The 22597-nt window shown below is 68.9% G+C and carries 26 protein-coding genes and 1 tRNA gene; 12 read left to right on the forward strand and 15 right to left on the reverse strand.

The features are described from left to right. Positions 1-63 precede the first annotated feature (63 nt). Both NQ152_RS03245 and NQ152_RS03250 read left to right on the forward strand, forming a co-directional pair. Positions 64-1782, forward strand: coding sequence for a cell wall metabolism sensor histidine kinase WalK (locus NQ152_RS03245; protein WP_257503368.1), 1719 nt, complete (start codon positions 64-66; stop codon positions 1780-1782). 121 nt (positions 1783-1903) lie between these two features. After that, positions 1904-2191, forward strand: a complete 288-nt coding sequence (locus tag NQ152_RS03250) for a WXG100 family type VII secretion target (RefSeq protein WP_257503369.1) — start codon at positions 1904-1906, stop codon at positions 2189-2191. A 148-nt stretch (positions 2192-2339) separates the two neighbouring features. Here the strand turns inward: NQ152_RS03250 and groL are convergent, their stop codons facing one another. The 5 genes from groL to NQ152_RS03275 all read right to left on the reverse strand — a co-directional run bounded on the left by groL (position 2340) and on the right by NQ152_RS03275 (position 6388). Continuing rightward, positions 2340-3959: a chaperonin GroEL gene (gene groL / locus NQ152_RS03255; RefSeq protein ID WP_257503370.1), complete on the reverse strand. Its 1620-nt coding sequence runs from the start codon at positions 3957-3959 to the stop codon at positions 2340-2342. Positions 3960-4164: 205 nt separating this feature from the next. Next, on the reverse strand, positions 4165-4368 hold the full coding sequence (locus NQ152_RS03260) for a cold-shock protein (protein ID WP_257503371.1): 204 nt from the start codon (positions 4366-4368) through the stop codon (positions 4165-4167). Positions 4369-4494: 126 nt separating this feature from the next. Continuing rightward, on the reverse strand, positions 4495-5070 hold the full coding sequence (locus tag NQ152_RS03265; protein WP_257522990.1) for a LytR C-terminal domain-containing protein: 576 nt from the start codon (positions 5068-5070) through the stop codon (positions 4495-4497). A 73-nt stretch (positions 5071-5143) separates the two neighbouring features. Then, positions 5144-5395 (reverse strand): DUF3263 domain-containing protein, encoded by a 252-nt coding sequence (locus NQ152_RS03270; RefSeq protein WP_257503373.1) that lies wholly within the window; start codon positions 5393-5395, stop codon positions 5144-5146. A 9-nt stretch (positions 5396-5404) separates the two neighbouring features. Continuing rightward, complete coding sequence (locus NQ152_RS03275) at positions 5405-6388, reverse strand: DUF2332 domain-containing protein (RefSeq protein WP_257522991.1); 984 nt, start codon at positions 6386-6388, stop codon at positions 5405-5407. 88 nt (positions 6389-6476) lie between these two features. Here NQ152_RS03275 and msrB point away from each other — a divergent pair, with 88 nt between their 5' ends. Both msrB and NQ152_RS03285 read left to right on the forward strand, forming a co-directional pair. Then, complete coding sequence (msrB, locus tag NQ152_RS03280; RefSeq protein WP_257503375.1) at positions 6477-6884, forward strand: peptide-methionine (R)-S-oxide reductase MsrB; 408 nt, start codon at positions 6477-6479, stop codon at positions 6882-6884. Then, complete coding sequence (locus NQ152_RS03285) at positions 6881-7525, forward strand: nitroreductase family protein (protein ID WP_257522992.1); 645 nt, start codon at positions 6881-6883, stop codon at positions 7523-7525. The genes msrB and NQ152_RS03285 overlap by 4 nt, the downstream gene beginning before the upstream one ends. Before the next feature lie 3 nt (positions 7526-7528). Here the strand turns inward: NQ152_RS03285 and NQ152_RS03290 are convergent, their stop codons facing one another. After that, on the reverse strand, positions 7529-8446 hold the full coding sequence (locus NQ152_RS03290) for a DMT family transporter (protein WP_257523072.1): 918 nt from the start codon (positions 8444-8446) through the stop codon (positions 7529-7531). 116 nt (positions 8447-8562) lie between these two features. On the opposite strand from NQ152_RS03290, the gene NQ152_RS03295 reads away from it, so the two are divergent. The 4 genes from NQ152_RS03295 (at position 8563) to NQ152_RS17220 (ending at position 11399) form a co-directional block, all read left to right on the forward strand. After that, a complete protein-coding gene (locus NQ152_RS03295) occupies positions 8563-9198 on the forward strand; it encodes a hypothetical protein (protein ID WP_257522993.1) in 636 nt (211 codons plus the stop codon). A 217-nt stretch (positions 9199-9415) separates the two neighbouring features. Continuing rightward, positions 9416-9709: a hypothetical protein gene (locus NQ152_RS03300; RefSeq protein WP_257503378.1), complete on the forward strand. Its 294-nt coding sequence runs from the start codon at positions 9416-9418 to the stop codon at positions 9707-9709. 128 nt (positions 9710-9837) lie between these two features. After that, positions 9838-10194: a Rieske 2Fe-2S domain-containing protein gene (locus NQ152_RS03305; RefSeq protein ID WP_257522994.1), complete on the forward strand. Its 357-nt coding sequence runs from the start codon at positions 9838-9840 to the stop codon at positions 10192-10194. Further along, positions 10191-11399: an FAD-dependent oxidoreductase gene (locus tag NQ152_RS17220; protein WP_257522995.1), complete on the forward strand. Its 1209-nt coding sequence runs from the start codon at positions 10191-10193 to the stop codon at positions 11397-11399. Before NQ152_RS03305 ends, NQ152_RS17220 begins: the two co-directional genes overlap by 4 nt. A gap of 7 nt (positions 11400-11406) precedes the next feature. Here the strand turns inward: NQ152_RS17220 and NQ152_RS03315 are convergent, their stop codons facing one another. Beyond that, entirely contained in the window at positions 11407-12282 is an 876-nt protein-coding gene (locus NQ152_RS03315) for an oxygenase MpaB family protein (RefSeq protein ID WP_257503381.1), read from the reverse strand. A gap of 239 nt (positions 12283-12521) precedes the next feature. Here NQ152_RS03315 and NQ152_RS03320 point away from each other — a divergent pair, with 239 nt between their 5' ends. The 3 genes from NQ152_RS03320 (at position 12522) to treS (ending at position 15905) form a co-directional block, all read left to right on the forward strand. Next, on the forward strand, positions 12522-13076 hold the full coding sequence (locus tag NQ152_RS03320) for a carboxymuconolactone decarboxylase family protein (RefSeq protein ID WP_257503382.1): 555 nt from the start codon (positions 12522-12524) through the stop codon (positions 13074-13076). Between the two features lie 143 nt (positions 13077-13219). Next, entirely contained in the window at positions 13220-13480 is a 261-nt protein-coding gene (locus tag NQ152_RS03325) for a hypothetical protein (protein WP_257522996.1), read from the forward strand. Positions 13481-13592: 112 nt separating this feature from the next. Beyond that, positions 13593-15905, forward strand: a complete 2313-nt coding sequence (gene treS / locus NQ152_RS03330; RefSeq protein WP_257522997.1) for a maltose alpha-D-glucosyltransferase — start codon at positions 13593-13595, stop codon at positions 15903-15905. A gap of 30 nt (positions 15906-15935) precedes the next feature. Here the strand turns inward: treS and NQ152_RS03335 are convergent, their stop codons facing one another. Next, positions 15936-17177 carry a phosphotransferase gene (locus NQ152_RS03335; protein WP_257522998.1) on the reverse strand — a complete coding sequence of 414 codons (1242 nt, stop codon included), beginning with the start codon at positions 17175-17177 and terminating at the stop codon, positions 15936-15938. Between the two features lie 80 nt (positions 17178-17257). Next, positions 17258-17527, reverse strand: coding sequence for a hypothetical protein (locus NQ152_RS03340; protein WP_257522999.1), 270 nt, complete (start codon positions 17525-17527; stop codon positions 17258-17260). Positions 17528-18164: 637 nt separating this feature from the next. On the opposite strand from NQ152_RS03340, the gene NQ152_RS03345 reads away from it, so the two are divergent. Next, positions 18165-18617 (forward strand): hypothetical protein, encoded by a 453-nt coding sequence (locus tag NQ152_RS03345; RefSeq protein WP_257503387.1) that lies wholly within the window; start codon positions 18165-18167, stop codon positions 18615-18617. Positions 18618-18746: 129 nt separating this feature from the next. Here the strand turns inward: NQ152_RS03345 and NQ152_RS03350 are convergent, their stop codons facing one another. From NQ152_RS03350 to NQ152_RS03375, 6 genes are all read right to left on the reverse strand, one after another. After that, complete coding sequence (locus NQ152_RS03350) at positions 18747-19208, reverse strand: SRPBCC domain-containing protein (protein ID WP_257503388.1); 462 nt, start codon at positions 19206-19208, stop codon at positions 18747-18749. A 9-nt stretch (positions 19209-19217) separates the two neighbouring features. Then, positions 19218-19865, reverse strand: coding sequence for a dihydrofolate reductase family protein (locus NQ152_RS03355; RefSeq protein ID WP_257503389.1), 648 nt, complete (start codon positions 19863-19865; stop codon positions 19218-19220). 1 nt (position 19866) lies between these two features. Further along, positions 19867-20205 carry a helix-turn-helix transcriptional regulator gene (locus tag NQ152_RS03360; protein WP_257503390.1) on the reverse strand — a complete coding sequence of 113 codons (339 nt, stop codon included), beginning with the start codon at positions 20203-20205 and terminating at the stop codon, positions 19867-19869. 176 nt (positions 20206-20381) lie between these two features. After that, on the reverse strand, positions 20382-21074 hold the full coding sequence (locus NQ152_RS03365; protein ID WP_257503391.1) for a hypothetical protein: 693 nt from the start codon (positions 21072-21074) through the stop codon (positions 20382-20384). A 344-nt stretch (positions 21075-21418) separates the two neighbouring features. Next, positions 21419-21494, reverse strand: a tRNA-Thr gene (locus tag NQ152_RS03370). A gap of 73 nt (positions 21495-21567) precedes the next feature. Next, positions 21568-22551: a thioredoxin domain-containing protein gene (locus NQ152_RS03375; RefSeq protein WP_257523000.1), complete on the reverse strand. Its 984-nt coding sequence runs from the start codon at positions 22549-22551 to the stop codon at positions 21568-21570. Positions 22552-22597 lie beyond the last annotated feature (46 nt).

Genomic DNA, 22597 nt, shown 5'->3' on the forward strand with positions numbered 1-22597 from the left:
CCCTGACTCGAAGGGGCCGCCCTGGCGCAGAAGACGGACGCGGTCACCCGAAGGTGGCGTGGCGTGAGCCTGCGCGCGAAGGTCACCGGGGTCACGGTCGCCGTGCTCGCGATCGGCCTGTTCGCGACAGGCGCCGGGGCCACCGTCTTCTTCCGGAACGCGCTGATCGCGAACCTGGAGAGCACCGTCCAGCAGGCGGCCACCGCCGAGACGGCGACCGGGCTGTTCGACATCGAGGTGGCCAACGGGGTCGCCGAGGTCGCGGACAAGAGTGATCCGCCGCGCACCGACTACCACGTCGCCCTGTATGCGGCCGAACCGCCGGGAGCGCTGCTGATCAGCGGCGGCGGGGAAGAGCCAGCGCCGGATTTCCCGGCGAAGTTCGCCCTGGAGAAGACCCTGACCGGCGGCATCGACACCTTCGCGCTGGAGGACAGCAAGACCGGCGCGCAGTTCCGCGCCAGTGTCGCTCCCCTGGAGGTCAACGGGGCGTTGTTCAGCCAGATGGTGGCGCTGCCGACCGCGCCGATCAATCAGGCCATTGGCACGTTCCTCGGGATCTACAGCATCCTGTCGGTCATCGCGATCATCAGCGGTGCCCTGCTGACCCGATGGCTGGTGACCCTGACGTTCCGCAGCCTCGGCCAGGTCGAGGAGACTGCGATGGCGATCGCTGCGGGTGATTTCAGCCAGCGCCTCACCGACATCGAGCCGATGACCACCGAGGTGGGCCGCCTCAAAGCCGCCATCAACGCCATGCTCGGCCGGGTCGATGCCGCGCTGAACCAGCGGGACTCGTCGGTACGGCAGATGCGCCGGTTCATCGGCGATGCCAGCCACGAACTGCGCACACCGCTGGTCACCGTCCGCGGCTACGCGGAGCTGTACCGCATGGGCGCGATCTCAGGCGACGACGAGGTCGCGCAGGCGATGGACCGCATCGAGAAGGAGGCGGTGCGGATGGGCGTGCTGGTCGAGGACCTGCTCGCACTGGCCCGGCTCGACGAGCGACGAGATGTCATCATCGCGCCGGTCGATCTGCGACCGATCGCAAGGGATGCCGCGCTGGACGTGCGTGCGACATCTCCGCACCGCCAGGTCACCGTGATCGACACCACGCTCGAGCCGCCCGCTCCGCGCGTGCAATGGGATGCGAACTCGGCTGCCGAGTCCGAACGGAATGCGCGGCGGCGCGCCGGGGTGCCCACATCGGCGATCGCCCGCGTCAGCGGTGGTGCGCTCTCGCTGCTGCGACGCCGGCAGCGCCTGGCCCCATCCGATGAGCAGCCTTCCGCGGACGAGACCGCGCCTGCCGAGCCGGTGACGGCCGCACCCGTGACGGAACCGATACAGCCCATCGTGCTCGGAGACGAGAACCGCATCCGCCAGGTCGTGGCGAACCTGCTGGGAAACGCGCGGCGCTTCACCGCGGACGATTCACCGATCGACCTGCGCGTCGGCGTCGACGCCGAAGCCGGCCTGGGGTGGATCGAGGTGGCCGACCATGGCGAAGGCATCCCGCCCCAGATCCGGGAGAAGATCTTCCAGCGCTTCTGGCGCGCCGACACGTCCCGCGCCCGGGAGACGGGGGGCACCGGACTCGGGCTATCGATCGTCGCATCCATCGTCGAGGCCCTGCACGGCACGGTCACCGTGCGCGACACTCCCGGCGGTGGTGCGACCTTCCGTGTCGGCATCCCGCTGGCCGGGGAACGGGACGCTCAGGATCACCTGCTCATCGAGACGCAGCCGCTCACCCGCTTCGAGTCCCCGCCCGACTGAGCGTCCTCTCCTCCCCAGCGGTGCCTGCACGCCGGAGTCCGACAGGCGCGGTCTGCGGCCGGAACGGCACACACGGATGCTTCTAGCGTGAGAACCCCCGTTCACCGATCAAGGAGTCCTCATGGCCGTCTTCTCCGTCGACAGCGACGCCGTTCTTGCCACCACCGCCGCCGTCCGCGGCACCATCGACCGTCTGCAGGGCGAGACGCAGGCGATGCTCACCCAGCTGACCCAGCTGCAGACGAGCTGGACAGGGAGCGCGTCGGCCGCCTTCGCCACGGTCATCGACCAGTGGCGGGCCACCCAGCGCCAGGTTGAGGACAGCCTGACGAGCATCAACACCGCGCTCAGCGCCGCCGGCAGGCAGTACGCGGACGCCGAGCAGGCCACGATGAGCCTGTTCCGGTGACACTGGCGCCCGCACCAAAGGCAGAAGAGCCCCTCCCGAAGGAGGGGCTCTTCTGGTGAGACGGGGTCTCGATATGGCCGCTGCGCGGCCTACTCGACCTTGACCCGCCCCGCATCAACGCCGCTGCGCGGCATCGACCCGGGTTGCGTCAAAAGTCCATGCCACCAGTCGGGTCACCGGCCGGAGCGGCTGCGCGCTCGGGCTTGTCGGCGACGACGGCCTCGGTGGTGAGGAACAGCGCGGCGATCGAGGCCGCGTTCTGCAGAGCAGAGCGCGTGACCTTGGCCGGGTCGATGATGCCCTGCGCGAACAGGTCACCGTACTCACCGGTTGCGGCGTTGAGGCCGTGACCGATGGGCAGTTCGGCAACCTTGTTCGCGACGACACCGGGCTCGAGACCGGCGTTCAGCGCAATCTGCTTGAGCGGTGCCTCGATGGCCACGCGAACGATGTTCGCGCCGGTCGCCTCGTCACCGGTCAGGTTCAGCGTCGCGAACGCGACCTTGCCTGCCTGGATCAGCGCGACGCCACCACCGGGGACGATGCCCTCTTCGACCGCAGCCTTCGCGTTGCGGACAGCGTCCTCAATGCGGTGCTTGCGCTCCTTGAGCTCGACCTCGGTTGCCGCACCCGCCTTGATGACGGCAACGCCACCTGCGAGCTTGGCGAGACGCTCCTGGAGCTTCTCGCGGTCGTAGTCACTGTCGGTGTTCTCGATCTCGCGACGGATCTGGGTCACGCGACCCTCGATCTGAGCGGCGTCGCCGGCACCTTCGATGATGGTCGTCTCGTCCTTGGTGATGATCACCTTGCGAGCGCGGCCGAGCAGATCCAGCGTCGCGTTCTCCAGCTTGAGACCGACCTCTTCGGTGACGACCTGGCCACCGGTGAGGATCGCGATGTCCTGCAGCTGCGCCTTACGACGGTCGCCGAAGCCGGGAGCCTTGACCGCCGCCGACTTGAAGATGCCGCGGATCTTGTTGAGCACGAGAGTCGCAAGCGCCTCGCCCTCGACGTCCTCGGCGATGATGACGAGCTCCTTGCCGTCCTGGATCACCTTGTCGACGATCGGCAGGAGATCCTTGATGTTGGAGATCTTCTGGTTCGCGATCAGGATGTACGCGTCTTCGAAGACGGCTTCCTGACGCTCCGGGTCAGTGACGAAGTAAGGGTTGATGAAACCCTTGTCGAAGCGCATGCCCTCGGTGAGCTCGAGCTCGGTGCCGAACGTCTGCGACTCCTCGACGGTGACGACGCCTTCCTTGCCGACCTTGTCGATCGCCTCGGCGATCAGGTCGCCGATGGTGGTGTCAGCCGCGGAGATCGATGCCGTGGCCGCGATCTGCTCCTTGGACTCGACGGGCTTGGCCGAAGCGAGCAGTTCGTCCGAGATGGCCTGGACGGCCTTCTCGATGCCGCGCTTCAGCGAGATGGGGTCAGCGCCGGCTGCGACGTTGCGCAGGCCTTCGCGGACAAGTGCCTGAGCCAGCACGGTTGCGGTGGTGGTGCCGTCGCCAGCGACGTCGTCGGTCTTCTTGGCGACCTCCTTGACGAGCTCCGCGCCGATCTTCTCGAACGGGTCGTCGAGTTCGATCTCCTTGGCGATCGAGACGCCGTCGTTCGTGATCGTGGGGGCGCCCCACTTCTTCTCAAGTACGACGTTGCGACCGCGGGGGCCCAGTGTCACCTTGACGGCGTCAGCCAGGATGTTCAGGCCGCGCTCGAGACCACGACGGGCCTCCTCGTCGAAAGCGATGATCTTAGCCATGTGTTTTCTCGTCCCTCCCGGACGTATGCGAATTCTTAGCACTCAGATGTGTCGAGTGCTAATCCATTCTGGCACTCGGCACTACCGAGTGCAAGCCGCAGGGAGCAAGCCGACTCCGGACGTCATCCGGGCCGGGGACGAACACATGGCCGTCGGACCAGGCCGACGCGCGCCGGGGGGGGCGCCGCGCGTCGGCGCGAGGGAGTCAGGTTACGACGCGAACGGACTCCGCCTGGGGCCCCTTCTGGCCGGTGCCCACGATGAACTCCACGGCCTGGCCCTCCTCGAGGACGCGGAATCCGCTCATGTCGATGTTGGAGTAGTGCACGAAGACGTCCTGCCCCTCTGCCACGGTGATGAAGCCGAAGCCCTTCTCGGCGTTGAACCACTTGACGGTGCCTTGGGTCATGAGACTCTCCTGGATTGCGGGGAAACACCGCCATCGTATGCACGCCGATGCGCGCCGATTCAGGTCTGAGACCAGTGTTGACACGCGTGCATCGAACTGTTTACCCGCGTGAAACACGGGTGGCCGTCACGGTGCGGGAGTGGCGTCCGGCGGCGTCGATGTGCGATCCAGTCCGATGACGATCGTCAACTGTCGCGCTTGCGGATCCTCTGCCGGCTGGTACACGTCGCTCTGCTCGATCCGGGCTCCGCCGATCACCTCGGCAAGCCCGGCTGCGGCGGCCTCATCCTCGGGCAGGTAGTAGTAGATCGTCGTCTCGGCGAAGTCTGTGGAACCGGCCTCGCTGGCCAGCACGGTGTCCTCGGCCCAGCCGGCGGCGACGACGACGTCCTTCGTCTGCGTCGCCAGTCCCGACTCCGGGGTGGCGTTCAGAACCAGGACGTCGAAGGCGGTGTCCACGACCGGCGTGACGATCGGCAAGGGGGCGACGGTCGGCTCCGGGGTCGGGAACAGCACCACCCGGCCGCTGACCAGAAGAGTTCCGAAGATGCCGACCGCGATCAGCACGACGGTCGCCAACACCGCCCAGAACAGCACGACCCAGCCGCGCATCCGCGGATTCTCGGCGCGATGGGCGCCGACCCGGCCCGCATCCGCGGGAAGGTCGTCGAAGCGGTCCCGCGGGAAGGTCGTTCTCGGCACCCCCCGATGGTACCCGCCCGCGGCCGGAGCCCGTGCGGCGTGCCGATGGAGGTCCTGCGCGGCGGCGATACGACTACCGGGGAGCCCCGGAGGCGCGGGCGAGGCGGGCCTGCTGCCGCGCGTCGCGGATGCGGCGGAGCCGTTTCACGAGCATCGGGTCGTGCTCCTGAGCGTCGGCGGTGTCGATCAGCCGGCCGAGCAGCTGGTAATAGCGTGCCGGTGACAGATTCAGATCCGCCCGGATCGCCTCCTCCTTCGCCCCCGCGTGCCGACGCCACTCCGCCTCGAACCGGAGGATGGCACGGTCGCGGTCGCTGAGGGGCACGCCATCACGCTAGCGCCGTCCGGACGCCCCACCCGTGCGCCACTCCACAGAAGCCCCGAGCGGGTCGACCGTCGCCAGCGGCGCACCGTCGCGCGTCAGGACGAAACCGTCCCACCCGTCCCGCTCGGCGCCGCGATTCCACTGCCGGTGCACCATCGGGGGGTCGATCGAGACCCACACCGCGTCCATCGCGGCGATGATCGAGCGCAGGCGGTCGCGGCCGGCCCGCGGGATGTGCGGCAGCACGCCCGGCGTGGTCACCACCAGCGTCGCCTCCGACGGGGCGGAGGCGGCGAGCTCCTCGAGCGCCCCGGGCACGGTCGCGTCGCCGCGTACGAGCAGGGGCGGGTCGGCGCAGACCAGGTCGAGTGCGGCCTCGATCCGCTGCGCGCGGCCCTGCTCCCCCGGCCAGACCAGGCTGAGCAGGAACCGGCGGTCAGCGGCATCCGAGGCATCCAGCGGTGCCAGGTCGATGCCGGCGCGCCAGATCACATCCGGCAGCCGCAGCGGCGGTCTCCCATGGACGGCCGATTCGAGCACCACGGGCGAGACACCGTCGTGAGGATCCAGGGCGGGTCCGCCGCGGTAGCGGTAGGAGTACCGGTCCGGATAGAGGCACAGACCCGCACTGGCCCCCACCTCCAGCAGCGCCAGGGGGCCCTCCAGCCCGCTGAGCGCCGGCAGCAGTGCGGCGCACCGCAGCGGGTCGTTGGTCTGCAGGGTGCGCCGGGAGCATTCCGCCACGACGGCGTCCGCATGCCCGATCAGCCACTCCCGCCATTGCCGGTACGGATCCTCCGGCGCCCCGAGCATCCGGGTGACCGCGAAGACGAGGGGCGGCTGCCGGCGCTCGGCCGGGATGCGCACGAGGATCTCCTGCACAGCGAGGTCGCTCGCGACGCCCGCGGCCCAGTCGGCGTAGAGGGCGGACCGTCCGATCGCCTCATCGAACGCGAATCGTTCGAAGCGTTCGGCGACGGCAGCGGCATCCACCGTCCCATTCTCGTGGTGAGACGGCGGCTGAGCGCGACGTGACCGGCTGCAGTGCGGGAGAATGGAGGCTGGCTAAGGAGGGACTCCCATGACCTACAGCGTTCAGAAGAGCGACGAGCAGTGGCGCGCCGAACTCGCTCCGGAGCAGTACGAGGTGCTGCGAGAGGCCGCCACCGAGCGCCCGTGGACCGGTGAGCTTCTGGATGAGAGCCGTGCCGGGCTCTACACGTGCGCGGCGTGCGGATCGGAGCTGTTCCAGAGCGGTACGAAGTTCGACTCGCACTGCGGCTGGCCGAGCTTCTACGAGTCGGTGCGTCCCGAGGCGGTCGAGCTGATCGAAGATCGCACCCACGGGATGCTGCGCACCGAGGTGCGCTGCGCGTCGTGCGGCTCCCATCTGGGCCACGTCTTCCCGGATGGCGTGGGCACGCCCACGGGCGACCGGTACTGCATGAACTCGCTCGCGCTCGATTTCACTCCCGAATCCGGAACATGACCGTCCCCGCGACCCCTCCGCCCTCCGCCGGCGCGTCGCGCGCAGCCGCGGGCCGCGTGGCCCCGGTCTTGGAGGCGGTGCGGGCGCGGCGCTCCTGGTCGAAAGTGACCGACGTCGCACCCACCCGGTCTCAGCTGCTCACCCTCGTGTCCGCGGCCGGACGGGTCGCCGATCACTCCTCGCTGCAGCCGTGGCGGCTCATCGAGCTGCGCGGAACCGATCGTGAGCGCCTGGGCAGGGCGATCAACAAGGCCAACGGCGACAAGGGCTCTTCGTCCAAGCCTCTGCGCGCGCCGCTGCTGATCGCCATCGTGGTCAGCTACCGCAAAAACGCCAAGGTCCCCCGCTGGGAGCAGGAGGCCGTCGCCGCCGGTGTCGCCCACACGCTGAGCCTGCTGCTGGACGAGGCCGGTTGGGGCGTCATCTGGCGCACCGGGCACTACACCCGCAGCAAGGCGGTCGCCAAGGTGCACGGTCTGGGCAAGCGGGAGGAGCTCCTGGGCTGGCTGTACGTCGGCGGCAAGCCGGCGAACGCCCGGCTCGGACGCCGCAAGGCCGTCGATGCGCGTCATCACCTCACCCGGCTGCCCGCGGACACAGCGACGGTCGAGCGCATCGACGCCGCCGCCGACGAGGTCTGACCGCTAGCGTCGCAGACGCCGCCACGGCACGGTGGCGACCACGACCGACAGCAGCGCGACGACCACCATGGCGACCGCCTGCACCAGCCCGGGACCCGCGGGCGCCGGCCAGAGCACGTCGAGCACGAACGAGGCGATCAGCTGCCCGGCCACCACCCCGAGGCCGAGCAGCAGCACACCGGTGTGTGCGACCAGCGCTGCCGACAGGACGATGTAGGCCACGCCGATCGCGCCGCCGAAGTACAGCCACGGCTCCGTCGGCGCGGCCGCCGGGGTCCCGACCACCGCGACGTGCACGGCCGCGGCGGCGGCGAGGATGAGCGTCCCGCCGATGAAGTTCACCAGCGTCGCCGTCAGCGGTGTCCCGACGCGCTGCTTGAGCCTGCCGTTGGTCGCCTGCTGCCACGCGACGCCGACACCGGTTGCCAGGGTCAGCAGCAGCAGCCACAGCGGGATGCCGCTGAGCCCATCGCCGACCACGGCGATTCCCACCGCGACCAGCGCGAGGGCCCCACCGGCCACGCGGGGCAGGGTCACCGCGACGATTCCCGCCGGCCCGTAGCCGGCACGATCCAGCGCAAGTCCGCAGACCGTCTGGCCGGCCACCACTCCCACGGTGAACAGCGACACCCCGATGATGCCGACGGCGATCCCCTGGGTCGCCACGGTCAGGGCTCCGGCTGCGCCGCCCGCCAGCATCCACCACGGGATGCCGCCTGAACGAACCCCCGAGACGAGCGCGCTGAATCCGCGACGCCCGACCGGGAGTGCGAGGGACAGGACGATGAGAATCAGCAGGCCGGACCCGAACGAGACGGCCCCGGCCACGAGCCCGTCCTCTAGGCGGACACCGAGCTGCCCGTTGATGCGCGCCTGTGCCGCGGTCAGCACCCCGACGAGCACCGCACCGCCCAGCGACATCCAGGCAGGCAGACGTCGGCGGGTCACGTGCCCATCATGCCGTGATGCCGGGCAGGCAGCCGCCGTGTCGGGCACCGCGGTTACCCTGGAGTGTGTCTGTCAGCAGGCGCCGGCGCATGTCACTGACCTGGCTGCCGGCCACGATTCTCGTGCTCGTGATCGGGCTGGTGGTCGTCGCGACCTTCGCGGTGCAGGGTTCGTGGTGGGCCGAAGAGAACCCGGCCGCATCTTCGGACCAGAAGGCGCCGGACGGTTCCAGCATGCTCACCGACGCGGGATTCGACTACGCCAATGTGGAGGGCATCGTCCGGGTGCGCATCGGCGAGGGCGCGCTGCCTGCCGACCAGCTGGGCATGGGCGCCGACGTGGAGAAGTCGGCGCAGTTCCGCCGCCCGGTGCGGGCGGTCATCGCCGGCCGCGACGACGTCTACGTCATCGACGACACCGCCGCGTTGACCGCGACGACCCAGGACGGTGAGCTCGCGTCGGTGGCGGTCACCCTGGACAGCCCCGGGACGTGGTTCGATGCGCTCGCCCACGTCCGCGCGCTGGCCCCGACGGTCGGCTGGAATGAGGAGCAGGTCACCGCCCTGGACGAGGAGCTCGCCCGTTTCAACCGGGACGGGACCGAAGACGCCTTCACGGCGACCGTCGGTCCTTCCGATGGCGGCGCTCAGGTCACCGCGCAGCTTCTGTTCCATCGCGACGGCGGCACGACCCTCGTGACGCTGGTCTTCGAGCCGGGCCGCTGAGGCAGCCGAACCGGACGCCGCATCCATTGCCGCGCCGAGCGGACGGGGTTATCCTCAGGGTGACGTCCGACGAGTGGGCTGAGCCGTCGAGGTCGCGCAGCGAGGCAAGGTGGCCTCCGCAGGCCGTGGTCGGCGACCCGTCGGGCGTCAACGGGCCTCCGCCGGTGGTCAGGTGGCGCGTCGCCCGTCAGGGCTGGGACCTGACTTGGGAGTGGTCATGGCAAGAGCGGTGGACTCCAGGTTCGAACTGAAGCGGCTGACAGCGACGGAATGGGTGATCAACGACAACTGGTTCGCATTCAACGATCCGCGCCGCACGGTCGCATGCGTCGATGAGATCAGCCAGCTCGAGGTCGAGGTGATCTGGTTGCGAGAGCTGGCGTTACCGGACCGGTACCCGTCGATCGCGGGTGTTCTGGAAGATGTCGCACGGACGGTCTCGGCATCCACGAAACCCACGCCGATTCCGCACCGGCGCCCGGTGACGGCGCGCTCGATGATGGCGGGGTGACCCGGCCGAGCGCCGAAAGCCGCAGCGCACACCCGCGCGCCCACGCAGGTGGAGCGCACGCGGTCTGTGCGGCGCGGCATCCACCGGCGTGTGCGAGCACGGCAATCGGGCGCTGATACGGTGACCGGATGGGCATGCCGACGCAGACGGGGAATTCGATCAAGGTGGGTGTCGTGGGCGACATCGGCGAGGACGAGGCGCTGGTGGTGCCGCGTGCAACCGCCGGCACACAGGATGACATCGCAGTGATCTTCAGCGGCGGACGCTACTTCGCGATCGATGACACCTGCACCCACGAACAGACCTCGCTCGCGCAGGGATGGATCGAGGCGGGCTGTGTGGAGTGCCCGCTGCACTCATCGACCTTCCGGCTCGCCGACGGCGCGGTGCTCTCCCCGCCGGCACCGCGCGGCGTCGCCGCGCACACCATCGAGGTCGTGGGTGAGGATCTGATGCTCACCCCGAACCCCGAGCGCCTCGCGTGAGCGGACACCGACGAGTCGTCATCGTCGGTGGAGGGATCGCTGGTTGGACCGTCGCCGCTTCTCTGCGCGAAGGCGGCTACGACGACGCGATCGTCATCATCGAACGCGAGGCCGCCTGTTACGACCGGCCCCCGCTGTCCAAGACGGCGCTGGTCGACCACACGCCCCTGGATGCGCTGCGGTTCGCCGATGACGCCAAGCTCGCCGAACTGCGCATCGAGACGCGCGTCGGCCGCACGGCCACCGCCCTGAATGCCGCAGACCTGTCCGTGACTCTGGACGACGGCGCCGCCGTGGCGGCCGACGCCGTCGTGCTGGCCACCGGCGCGTTCGCACGCGTGCCCGCCTTTCCAGGTGCTGCCCTGCCGGGTGTGAGCACGCTGAGGACCTACGCCGATGCGGTGACCCTGCAGGGGCTCCTCGGTCGCAGAGTCGCCGTGGTCGGCGCCGGACTCATCGGCGCCGAAGCGGCGGCGGCGCTGCACCAGGCCGGATCACCGGTCGTGCTGATCGACCCGAACCAGGTGCCGGGCGTGCGCGCTTTCGGCCCGACGATGGCGGGGTACCTGCACGCCATGCACGCCGATCACGGCGTCGACACGCGCACGGACCGGGTCACCGCTGTCACGGCCGCGGAGGGCGGAGAGCTCCGCGTCCAGCTCACCGGAGGCGGCTGCGTCGACGTGGACGGCGTGCTGGTCGGAACCGGGATCGTCATCGACACCACGCTCGCCGATCATGCCGGGCTCGACGTCGACGAGGGCATCGTCGTCGACGACGCGGGGCGCACCTCCGCGGCGGGGATCTTCGCCGTGGGCGACGCGACGCGCCGGCGCCTGCCGGGCGGCCTCGCCGCCTCCCGGGGGCATTGGGAAGCGGCGAGGCTGGATGGCCGGGCGGTCGCGGCGGCGATCCTGGGTACCGCGCCCGACCCGCGCGGAGCGGACTGGTTCTGGTCGGACCGCTACGGACACCACATCGAAGTGGTCGGCGACATGGCCGGGGACGGGCGTGAAGTCGTCCGGCCCGGCCCCCACCCGACCGCGTTCCGGATCGACGGCGATCGACTGCTCGGCGCGGCCAGCGTCGATGACCCGATGGCGGTGCGCGCGGCACGGCGGCTGATCGATCGCTCCGTCGCCGTCAGCGTCGACCAGCTCTCCGACCCGGGAGTGCCGTTGCGCTCACTGCTCCCCCGCGGGTGACCGTCGTTCAGGCGGCCTTCTTGACACGCACCTTCTGATAGGGCTTGGCGATGGAGTCGCCGATGGCCTGCGCGATGAGCTGTTCCGCGGTCTGATTCTTGCGGGAGAGCTTCGCGATCCACTTCGTGAACCGGGCACCTCGCGCCAGCTCCTTCGTGCTGCGATCCTCCAGCGCGTAGAAGAGCAGCGCGTTCGGCGGCAGCAGCGAGAGCACGCCGTTCAGCACCTGACGCGTCACCCACTTCGCCACGGGGCCCTTCACGTCGGGATGACGAAGCGAGTGGCCGGCGAGCGCGGCGAAGATGGTCAGCGACTTGCTGTTCAGGTCGGCCCGGATGTACTCGTCCAGCTCCGCGAACGTATCGAAATACGGCCCGGGCACGAACAGCTTCTGGGCGCCCAGCCGGGACTCGACGACGACCCGATCGGCATCCGCCACAGAAAGGCCCGGTCCGAACTCCTGATAGCCGCGCACCGCCGACCAGATGTAGGTCCACCACGTCCAGCGCTGCCACGCCGGCTGCTTCGCACTCACGACCTCCCCGGTTTCGGGGTTGGTCCAGCTGGATCGCTCGTGAAGCATGTCGACGTGGGCTGCCGCGGCATCCGAATGCGCCTTGTCGGCGAACACCGCATCGCGAAGATAAGCCGACGTCCGGTCGAACCGGGCTGCCATCGCCTCCGGGCCTTCGGTGGTCATCGAGACGCGCTCGAAGTGCGTCATCATTCCCGCCTCGAGCATCTGCAGGAATATGGCGTTCTTGGCACCCAGCGCCGAACCGGGATCCGAGAAGACCCGCCACGAGACACTGTCGGGGCCGTAATAGCCGTCATCAGCGCGTGGTGCGTCGGCGAGCGAGCGGCTCGGGTAGACGTCCGTCATTGCATGTTCCCCTTTCGGAACGACCACCCGGCGCCCCTGCGCCATTCGACCTCGACCTCGCACGGTGCGTCATCGGGCCTGGTGCGTCGTTTCGAACCTATCGGTCCGGAAGGACCCCGAAAGACCGTGCTCCTTCCGCGACATTCCGGAGATTCATCCTGTTACATGGCGAAAGGGGCATTTGGGTGGACAGGTATAGTCGGTCGCCCGTATTCCGCACGATCCGGAGGGGAACCCGCATGGCAGCTCGTGTTCGTTCACTCACCCCTGGCGAGCTGACCCCCGATCAGCGGGAGCTCTACGAGACGATCACCGGCGGACCGCGCGCCGCGGGCACCCAGCACTTCGCCCTCACCGCCGCCGACGGATCGCTGCGCGGCCCGTTCGACCTGATGCTCCGCTCCCCCGCCGTCGGCACCGCCCAGCAGGAGCTCGGTGCCGCCATCCGCTATCGCACCCGACTCAGCGACCGGATGCGGGAGCTTGCGATCCTGCTGGTCGCAGCCCACGCGGACAGCGCCTTCGAGCGGGAGTCACATGAAGCGATTGCGCGCGCGATCGGCTTCACCGACGACGAACTCGCCGCGATCCGTGCGCTGGACGTGTCGGGATTCACCGCCGCCGAGGGTGTCGTCGGCCGCGCGACCGTCGCGCTGCTGGCCGGCGATCTTCCGCAGGACGCGTGGGATGAGGCGTCCGCGGTCATCGGCGAGGACGGCATCTTCGAGCTCACCGCTCTGGTCGGGTACTACTCCACACTTGCACTGCAGCTGCGGGTGTTCCGGGTGGGATGAGGCGAAGCGGCCGCGCAACACCGGGTGCCCGAGATCGCGCGGCGCGCCTGCGCAGATCCTTGCCCCGGTGAAAGGACGAGCGTAAAATTGGCGTAGGTCGCCCCCGGACCCTGGCCGACTCCACACAGAGTGGGGAGCAGCCGATGAACTTGTCCGAGGTGCTGACAGGCAAAAATCCGATGGCGCCGGCTCCGGCGAAGCCGCTTCGCCGTCCCGCGTCGGCGTCGTGGGTGGAGGTGGAGCCAGGCTCCTACGTCGCCCGCCGATCCGGTGCACTGCTGGGGGCTGTGGTCCTCACGGGGACGGGGTCATTCGTCGCGGTCGACCGCGACTCGAACGGCATCGGGCGGTACGGCACGCTCACGGTGGCACAGCGCGCGGTCATCTCATCAGCCGCACGCTGATGAGTGCTCCTCGCCCGTCCACCCGGCATCGTACGCGTCAAACCCCTTAGTGCCTCGAGATCAGCTGTACCACCCCCTCCAGGCGAAGCTGCGGGACCTCTAGCGTTGAAGAATGGCACCCGACGAGCAGCAGCTTGATGACCTGTACACCGGCCCCATCGACCTGGCCGCAGTGAACGCGTCAGACGGTGAAGGCCTGGATCCGGAGACGCCCGAGATCAGCTACGACGAGCAGCGCTATCCCGCGCGACCCCGACGGCTGCGCCCGCGTGACCACCTTCGCGGCAGCAGCGTGCGCCGGATCAGGACGGACCCGCGCACGGCGAACGGCACCAACCCGTCGTACGTCGAGTGGCTGGTGCGCCAGGCGATGCTCAAAGACGCCGACGTGCTGGCGCGTCGGCTGTCCGGGCAGCCCACGATGTGGCGCAACGCCTACGCTCGTCCCGATGCGCGACGCGCGATCGCGACGACCGATGTGTGGTTCACGGCCTACCCGATCTCGCTCATCACCCGGCCGGGGCAGTCGTTCCTGGCGGCACTGGGCGATGAGGAGTTGTGGACCACCTTCGAACGCATCGGGATCACGGCGGTGCACACCGGCCCGGTGAAACGCGCCGGCGGCATCGACGGATGGGTGGAGACCCCGAGCGTCGACGGTCATTTCGATCGCATCAGCACGCAGATCGATCCGGCGTTCGGCACCGACGACGAGTTCCGCGCGCTGTGCGACGTCGCCGATGCGCACGGCGGGAGCATCATCGACGACATCGTGCCGGGGCACACCGGCAAGGGCGCGGACTTCCGACTTGCCGAGATGGGGTACAAGGACTACCCGGGGATCTACCACATGATCGAGATCCCGCCGGAGGACTGGTCGCTCCTTCCGGAGGTGCCGGGCGGCGCCGACAGCGTGAATCTCGACCCTGAGACAGAGCACGACCTCGCCGAGCACGGCTACATCATCGGTGCCCTCCAACGCGTCATCTTCTACACGCCCGGCGTGAAGGAGACGAACTGGAGCGCGACGGCTGCCGTCACCGGTCCCGACGGCGTCACTCGACGGTGGGTCTACCTCCACTACTTCAAGCAGGGGCAGCCGTCGATCAACTGGCTCGATCCGACCTTCGCGGGAATGCGGCTGGTCATCGGCGACGCCCTGCACTCACTCGGCGAGCTCGGCGCCACTGCCCTGCGCCTGGACGCGAATGGCTTCCTCGGCGTCGAGAAGAGCGCCGAAGGGCTTCCCGCGTGGTCGGAGGGGCACCCGCTCTCTCATGCGGCGAACCACATCATCGCCGGAATGGTGCGCAAAGTGGGCGGCTTCACCTTCCAGGAGCTCAACCTCACGATCGAGGACATCCGGGACACCGGGGCGGTCGGAGCAGATCTCTCCTACGACTTCATCGGACGCCCCGGCTACCATCACGCCCTCGCGACCGGGCAGACCGAATTCCTCCGTCTCGCCCTGACCACCTCGCTTCGCCTCGGCGTGCAGCCCGTGCAGCTGGTCCACGGGCTGCAGAACCACGACGAGCTCACCTACGAACTCGTGCACTGGGCGAGCAGCCGCAGTGACAGTTCCTTCCAGTTCCGCGGTCGTGAGATCTCAGGCAGTCAGCTCGCCGAGGAAGTACGCGCCGACCTCACCGAAAGCCTCACCGGCACCGCCGACTACAACCGAGTCTTCACCCAGAACGGCATCGCCGGCACCTCGGCCTCGCTGATCGCGGCCACACGAGGATTCGGTCACCTGGACGACATCTCAGAGGACGACATCCCCGCCATCCGCGACGCGCATCTGCTGCTGTGCGCCGCGAACGCCTGGCAGCCCGGCGTCTTCGCGCTCTCGGGCTGGGATCTGACCGGCATGCTCACCGTCCCGGCCCCCGAGGTCGCCGATCTCATCGCGGCCGGCGATACCCGATGGATCGAGCGGGGAGCTCACGACCTGCTCGACGTCGACCCGGAGGCGACGCGATCCGCGGAGGGCATGCCGCGCGCACGCGCGCTGTACGGCCCGCTGCCGGCACAGCTGGAGGACCCCGCCTCGTTCGCCTCCCGCCTCGCCGGCATCCTGCGCCTGCGGCGGGAGTATGGCATCGCGACGGCGTCGCAGGTGGACATCCCGGACGTGGCGCACGCCGGCATGCTGGTGCTCGTCCACCGCATCGACGACGGGGACCCGCACATCGACGCCCCGATCCAGGTGACCGTACTGAACTTCTCGCAGGTTCCGACCGAGGGCACAGTCCGCTCCGAACGTCTCGTGCCCGGAAGCGACGTCGTGGACGCGGCATCCGGAGACAAGGTCGGCAGCGTCGATGACCTGCGCAGCTTCTCGGTCTCACTCCCGGCCTACGGAGCGATGTTCCTCATGCTCCGGCCGGCCGAGCCCGTTTCCGATCACCCCGGCGCCGAGTAAGCCCGCCCCGGCGGGCGCCGGGCGACCGCCTCAGGCCAGCGTGGCGTCGATGCCCGCCAGCGGGACCGGCAGCCAGTCGGGACGGTTGCGGGCCTCGTAGATCGATTCGTAGACCGCTTTGTCGAGCACGAGCGCGTTCAGGAGCACCGGATCGAGCTCGACGGATTCCGCGGCACCGGCGTATGCGTCCACGAACGCTGCCTGGCACGCGGCGGCCCAGTCCTTCGCATCCGCTCCGCCGCCCACGGCGCTCGCGTAGTCGAAGGATCGCAGCATCCCGGCCACGTCTCGAGGAGGCAGGTCGGGGATCGCACGCTCCTCCATGGGGCGAAGCGGCTCGCCTTCGAAATCGACGATGCGCCACCCGCCGCCGGGAACCGACAGCACCTGCCCGAGATGCAGGTCGCCGTGGATGCGCTGCAGGCGCGGCCACCGGCGCTCCAGTGCGGCGCGGTACACCGCGTCGATCGCAGGAAGCCGCTCCGCGACGGCGGGCACTTCGGCGGCCGCGATCGCGAGCCGCTGCCGCCAGGAGGCGCCCGTCGAGGCCATCTCGTCCGGGCCGGCATCCGCCGTCTCGAGCGACGCGGCGAGCGCGGCGTGCACTCCGGCCACGGCGGTTCCGAGCTCTCGGGCCTCCTCGGTGAAATCCCGCCGGGCGCGCGCGGCCTCCAGTGCCACCGCCCATCCGTCCCGTACGCCCCGGAGGAACTCCTGCGCGAATGCCAGGGTGCCGCACGCGACGCCGGATTCGCGGCCGACATCGGGCCACTCGGCGTCCAGGTCGCCGAAGAATCGCGGCACGTACGGCGACCCCGCGTTGCTCAGCACCCGCTGCACCGTGACGTCGGGATTCTCCCCGTGATGAAGATTGCGGAAGAGCTTGAGGATGATGGTCTGCTCCCCGTCCTCATCGAAGACGATCGACGTGTTGGACTGCTCCCCGGTGAGCGTGCGGAAGCCGGTCACCCGGCTGATGTCCAGTCCCATCTGTGCCAGCATCCCGAGGGCGAATTCGGGATGCCGTGTCGCATCGACCAGATAGCCGGCGTCGTCCCGGCAGATGACCGCGCTCGGGTCGACGGGCTCCACGGACAGCGCCAGGGGCACGTGGTACAGGGCCGGCGCTGTGCCGCCGTCGTCCATGACCAGGTAGCGGATGGCCCCGGGGACGGTTTGGGCGTCCAGGATCCGGAATCGAGGAGCGTGGCTCTTGCCCGCGTACCACCGTTGCTGCGCCACCCAGGCGCCGAGATCGTCCGTGAAATGCACACCCCACTGTGACCCGGATGGGCTCGGGAAGAAAGGGGTGGACGGCGGAACCGCAAGAGCGTAGAGGCGCTCCGGCCGACCTACCAGACGGTGCCACCGCCGACGGAGATGCCGCCCCAGGTGAGCGCGATGAAGATGCCTGCGAACACCACGGGCGCGATGCCCTGGCCGCTGCGTGCGAGGCCTTTCAGGAGGGCGATCACGGCCAGGATCGCGGCGACGATGGACAGGGCACCGCCGAGGATCAGACCGATGAACAGCGGGATGGGCATGAGCACGAGACCGGCCAGCGCGATCCAGAAGGCGGCCCAGGCTGTCGGATTGGAGCGGCGTTCGACGGAAGAGGACATGCGCCTATCATCTCGCGTTCGCAGTCCACCGCTGGCATGCCGCAGTCGGCGAGAGGAGGGGCACGATCCACGTGAGGACGCAGACTGTCCCGCGGTAGGACCGGTTTGCTTTGGCCGTGCAAACCATGGTCGGATGTGCGGATGATGGCTGTTGCGGCTTGGGTGGGAGTCCTCGCTGGTGCTGTCGTTTTCTACCTGTCGATGAGGGTCGTTCGTCGCGCGAACGCCCGACGACGGCTTCCCTACTGGCGCAATCCGGAGGTCACGCCTGGTGCAGCGATTGGACTGCGAGCCGTCGGGGTCTTCATCGCGGGCCTCTCTGCGAGCCTTCTCGCCCCGACGATCGGGTATTGGTCGGTCGCTGTCCTGACGGCGGCGCTACTGCCTGCCCTTCTCACCATCCCGTTGCACAACCGCCGCGTGTCGGTGGGCGACTAGCCCAGAGTCGTCGCGCGTTCGGCAGTGGCCGCAGCGCGTTCGAGGCGCAGGGCGATGGGTGCGCGTCCGTCCGGTTGAGGTGCCCGGACATACGTTCACGCGGATCCCATTCCCTGAGCGCAGCAACTACATCTCAGGGTGGAGCCCGATACCTCCCCCGGCGGACGCGCCTCGAGGCGTCACGCCGGAAGCTGGTGTCATGCCCGCTCACCGTGCCGCAAAGTCATTCCTCGCCCTCGCCACCGCCGTCGTGGCTCTCCTTGCAGTTCCGGCCTGTTCCGTGGTCGATGAGATCGCCTACCAGCGGCACTCGACATCGTTCGAAGATGTTTCCCAGATGAACGAAGACGGAGCCCTCCAGCTGAAATGGATGCCGTCGGACGCGACATCCATCCGCCTCGTCGAATCGACGCGCGAGGGCGCGACGGACGCCACCGTCCTGGTCGATAGCGCGTCAGATCTCGATCCTGCGGTCTGCGCACCCGTCGATCGCCAGTCGGCGCCGTCCCTCTCGATCGCAGGAGCCCCCGACGTGTACGCCGTCGACACCGTCTACGCGTGCGGCAAATGGACGATCGTTCCCACCCGGGGTGGCTGGTATGGCTGGACGCCGAACGCCCCTGGCGAGGAGGTCCAGACGCCCTCGCCCTGACACAGCACGCGCGGCGCGAGGCCCCGCCTCGCCGGAATGAACGAACGTCCGGTGGAGTGCGCGCCCCGCGCGCCGATCCAGCACGCGAACGGGCCACGTCTGCGGGAGTTCGATACGCCGGCAGCCGTGTCAGTCGAGATGGTGGGCAAGGGCACTGAGGATGCCGCGCATGCCTGCTTCGCGTTGCGGACCGTCAGCCCAGAACTGATCGAAGAAGACTCCGTGTTCGACGTGCGTGAGTCGCGTTCCTTGCGGAATGGGTTCGAACTCGAACGAGGCGAGCGAGGTGGACATGTGGGCGCCGTCGAGCCACATGTCGTAGGTCGTGACGATTCGGGCGTGCTCGACGATGTTCGTGTACGTGCCTTCGTAACGGGACAGCGGCCCACCATGAAACTTCGCTTCGTCGACGTCGCGACCGCCGACGCGGAAGTCGAACAGCCACTCGCGGCGATCGAACGTGTCACCGTCGCCGAACCACGCCCGCTTTCGTTCTTCCTCAGAGAACGCACCCCAGATGGTCGCCACGGGAACGGGGTAGTCGCGGGTCAGTGTGAAACCGGAGTGGGCCAGTCGGCGTTCGACAGTCATCGGCAGGTCCTATCGGGTGAAGGTGACATGGATCGTGCCGTTTTCTGCGACCTCCGTCGTGACGGTGTGCGTGGACTCCAGCCCGCGCAGGCCCTCCCACACGCGGTTGCCTCGGCCGAGCACGATGGGAGCGACTCCGATGTGAAGGTCGTCGACCAGGTCCGCGCGCAGGAACTCCCGCGCCGTTCGGATTCCGCCGCCGACGCGGACGTCACGGTTCTCAGCAGCAGCGGTCGCTTCGGCGAGAACGTCCGCGATCGCACCTGTCCGGAAATGGAACGAGGTGCCGCCGGCCATCGGGATGGGCGGTCGGGGTGCCGTGTGGGTCAGGACGTAGACCGGGCAGCCGAACGGCGGTTCATCTCCCCACCATCCCTTCCACTCCGGGTCGTCGGGGTGCTCGTGGAATCCGAACATGGCGGCGCCCATGATTTCGGCGCCCACACCCGTGAAGAACGCTGCCGCGTAGGCATCGTCGATTCCGGTTGTCCCCGCTCCACTGGTGTCACCGAAGACCTTCTCCCGAAACGTGCGGGTGGCCGCGTACGCCGCGGTCAACGCACCCCAATCCTCGCCCATGGGGTTTTCGGATGCGGCCGTCGGCGCCGCAGTGAATCCGTCAAGCGACGAGAACAGGTCGATCCGAACGCGGGTCATCTCAGGTCTCCTTCGAGGTTGTGCGGGACAAGTGGATGCCCAGGCGATCCGCTGAGCGTTCGGCCGGCGTACGCTGCTCCCCGAGCCACAGGTGCAGGACGTCGAGAGCGCCGGGCCGCAGGGAAACGGTGCGGACGCGCCCCGCCTTGGTCGACGTGACCACTCGTGCGTCTTCGAGCACGCGGAGATGCTGGAGCAGCGACGGCAACGCCATCGAGAACAGAGGGAGCAGTTCCGACACCACCGCCGGTGACTTCGCCAGACGCTCCACCACCGCCCGACGGGTCGGATCGGCCAGCGCGCGAAGCACCACATCGACCTCGTCACGATAGTTAGGCATACACCTAACCATTGCGGTTGGGTCGCTCGCCGTCAACCCGGCGCAGACGATCGCTGCCGACCCGGATCACGTGCCCCGGCCTTGCTCTGCGCCACGCCGACCTCGTTCCCCGAGCGCGCCGACTGCACGGTGGATGGCAGTCGCCGGCCCGGCAGCGTCGAGCGGCACGAGCTCCCTCAGAAGGGAATGAGCCCCAGCCAGAGAGCTATCGCGATGACGGTGACGCAGCCTACGACGGTGACGGACAGCGCCGTGGAATGGTCCGCGATGAAACGCCCGAAGGTCCGGCGCTCACGCCCAGCCGGCGCGCTCGCGCCTTCGCTTGGTGTCGTCATCGGTTCAGCTTCGGGCTCCTCACCTACGGGCATGCCATCCGTCGTGAGAACACCCTCACTGGAGCGCGGCGCGTGGTCCGCGTCCGGCGCATCGTGGTCGTCGGCGATGGCTGACGCTCGGAGACGACCGATGGCCGGCAGCGACCCGCCGCGCTCGAGTTCGACGGCCAGCCGTCGAGAGAGTCGCTCGACCTCTGCCCGATCCAGGCCGGTCATCTGGGCGCTCGCTTCGAAGGCGGACGTCTTCTCATAGATCCAGCCCCGGAGCACCCAAGATGCAGCGGGTGCTCGCCGTCGGATGGACACCTCGATCGACGTCGGGTCCAGCGGATGCTGCTGCAGCGAATCTCGCAGGGCACTGAGGTCGTCGTGGTTGACCTGACGTCTGCCATCACCGGCCCGCCAGCGGGTGGGCTTGGCGAGCTCCCCCGCCGTGACGTATCTCACCAGTCGTTCGAGCTCGCCCAACGCCGACCAGACCTCCGCGCCACTTGTCACCTGGACGCGCACGATGATCGTGAATCCTTCGGCCACCTGTCACCCCCGGCCCGTCGACTTCCAGCCCGTGGCATCCTATGCGACCTCGCAGTGGTCGACCACGCGACGGCGCCATGACGTGCCGCCCCGAGTCACTTCCCCGTCGCCGGCACGATCAGGATCCCCTCGGCGAGCTTCGCGTCGTCCCCGACATAGCGCGCCTCGAAGGCATCGACGGGAACCCGGTCAACGACCGTGCCACATCCGTTGCCCTGCCTTCGTCGACACGGGCCCGAGACAGGATCGCTGCCGTAACGCGACGGAGTAGGCAGCATCCATGCCGCACCACGACGGACGGCGCAATCCCCCCATCGGACAGGCAGACGTGGTCACGGGCCTTCTGGAGCCGACTACGGGACTTGAACCCGTAACCCCCTAATTACAAGTTAGGTGCGCTACCAATTGCGCCAAGTCGGCAGGTGCCCAGTCTACCGAACGCGGATGCGCGACCGCGGACGGCGGCATCCTGCAATCGAACCGCAGCCGCCCGCTACGGTGTGGTCGTGGGCGCCGGGGTGACGGTCGGCGTCGGAGTCGCGGTGGGCGTCTTGTAGTACGCGTCACTCGCGCCGGTCAGCACGAACTGCGCGAACTCCTTCGGGTCGTCGAGGGCTCCGACATACGGGACCCCGTTGACGAGCACCATCGGAGTGCCGGTGAGGGCGACGCCCTTGGTGTCCGGCAGTCCCTGCAGCGCACGCTCGGTCGCAGACTTGGCCCACGAGGCGAAGGACTCGTTCTCGATGCACGAGCGCACGACCTTCGCAGAGTCCGATCCGCTGGCGATCGCCATGTCGGCGAGTTCCACGTCGGTGTATCCGTCGGAGTCGACGGCGGGCTGCTGGCCCAGCAGAGCGTTGTTGAACGCGAAGAACGTGGCCGGCGAGTGCGTCGCCACGCACGCGGCCGCGCTGGCGGCGCGCAGCGAGTACTTGGTGCCGTTGGATTTCGCCGTCAGCATCGCGACCGGATAGTAGGTCAGGGTCGCCGCGTCCTCGCTGACCCATTTGGACAGCTGCTGGACGTTCGCGACCTGGAAGTCGTGCGAGCCGGTCGAGAGATAGTCGACGTAGACGCGGATATCGACGACGGGTTGTGCGGTCTCCGCCGGAGCCGGCGTGACGGCCTCGGCGGGAGGCTCCGTTTCGGTGGGCAGCGCGCCGAGCGCACCGGGCGTCTCGTCGCGGACGGACCCCGCCTCGGTGGGCACTCCGACCCCGGAGACGGTGGTCACGACGAAACCATCGTCGGTGACGTTCGCCGGCTTCAGCAACGGCTTCGAGCTCGCCGACGTCACAGCCCAGACCACCACGACCGCAGCGATCGCGATGACCGCGATCAGCGCCGTCACGATCGATGTGGTGCGGATGACGCGTGCCCGCGACTGCTGGGCCTGAACCTGCTGCGCTTTCTCGCGCACCGCGTGTCGGCGGTCGCGCCCAGCGGGCACGTTCGGGGATTCGTCGCTGGACATGGGACCTCTCGGAGCGAACATACGGCCGGTCGGCGTCGCTTTCGCG

The organism is Microbacterium sp. zg.B48, from assembly GCF_024623505.1.
Classification (GTDB): domain Bacteria; phylum Actinomycetota; class Actinomycetes; order Actinomycetales; family Microbacteriaceae; genus Microbacterium.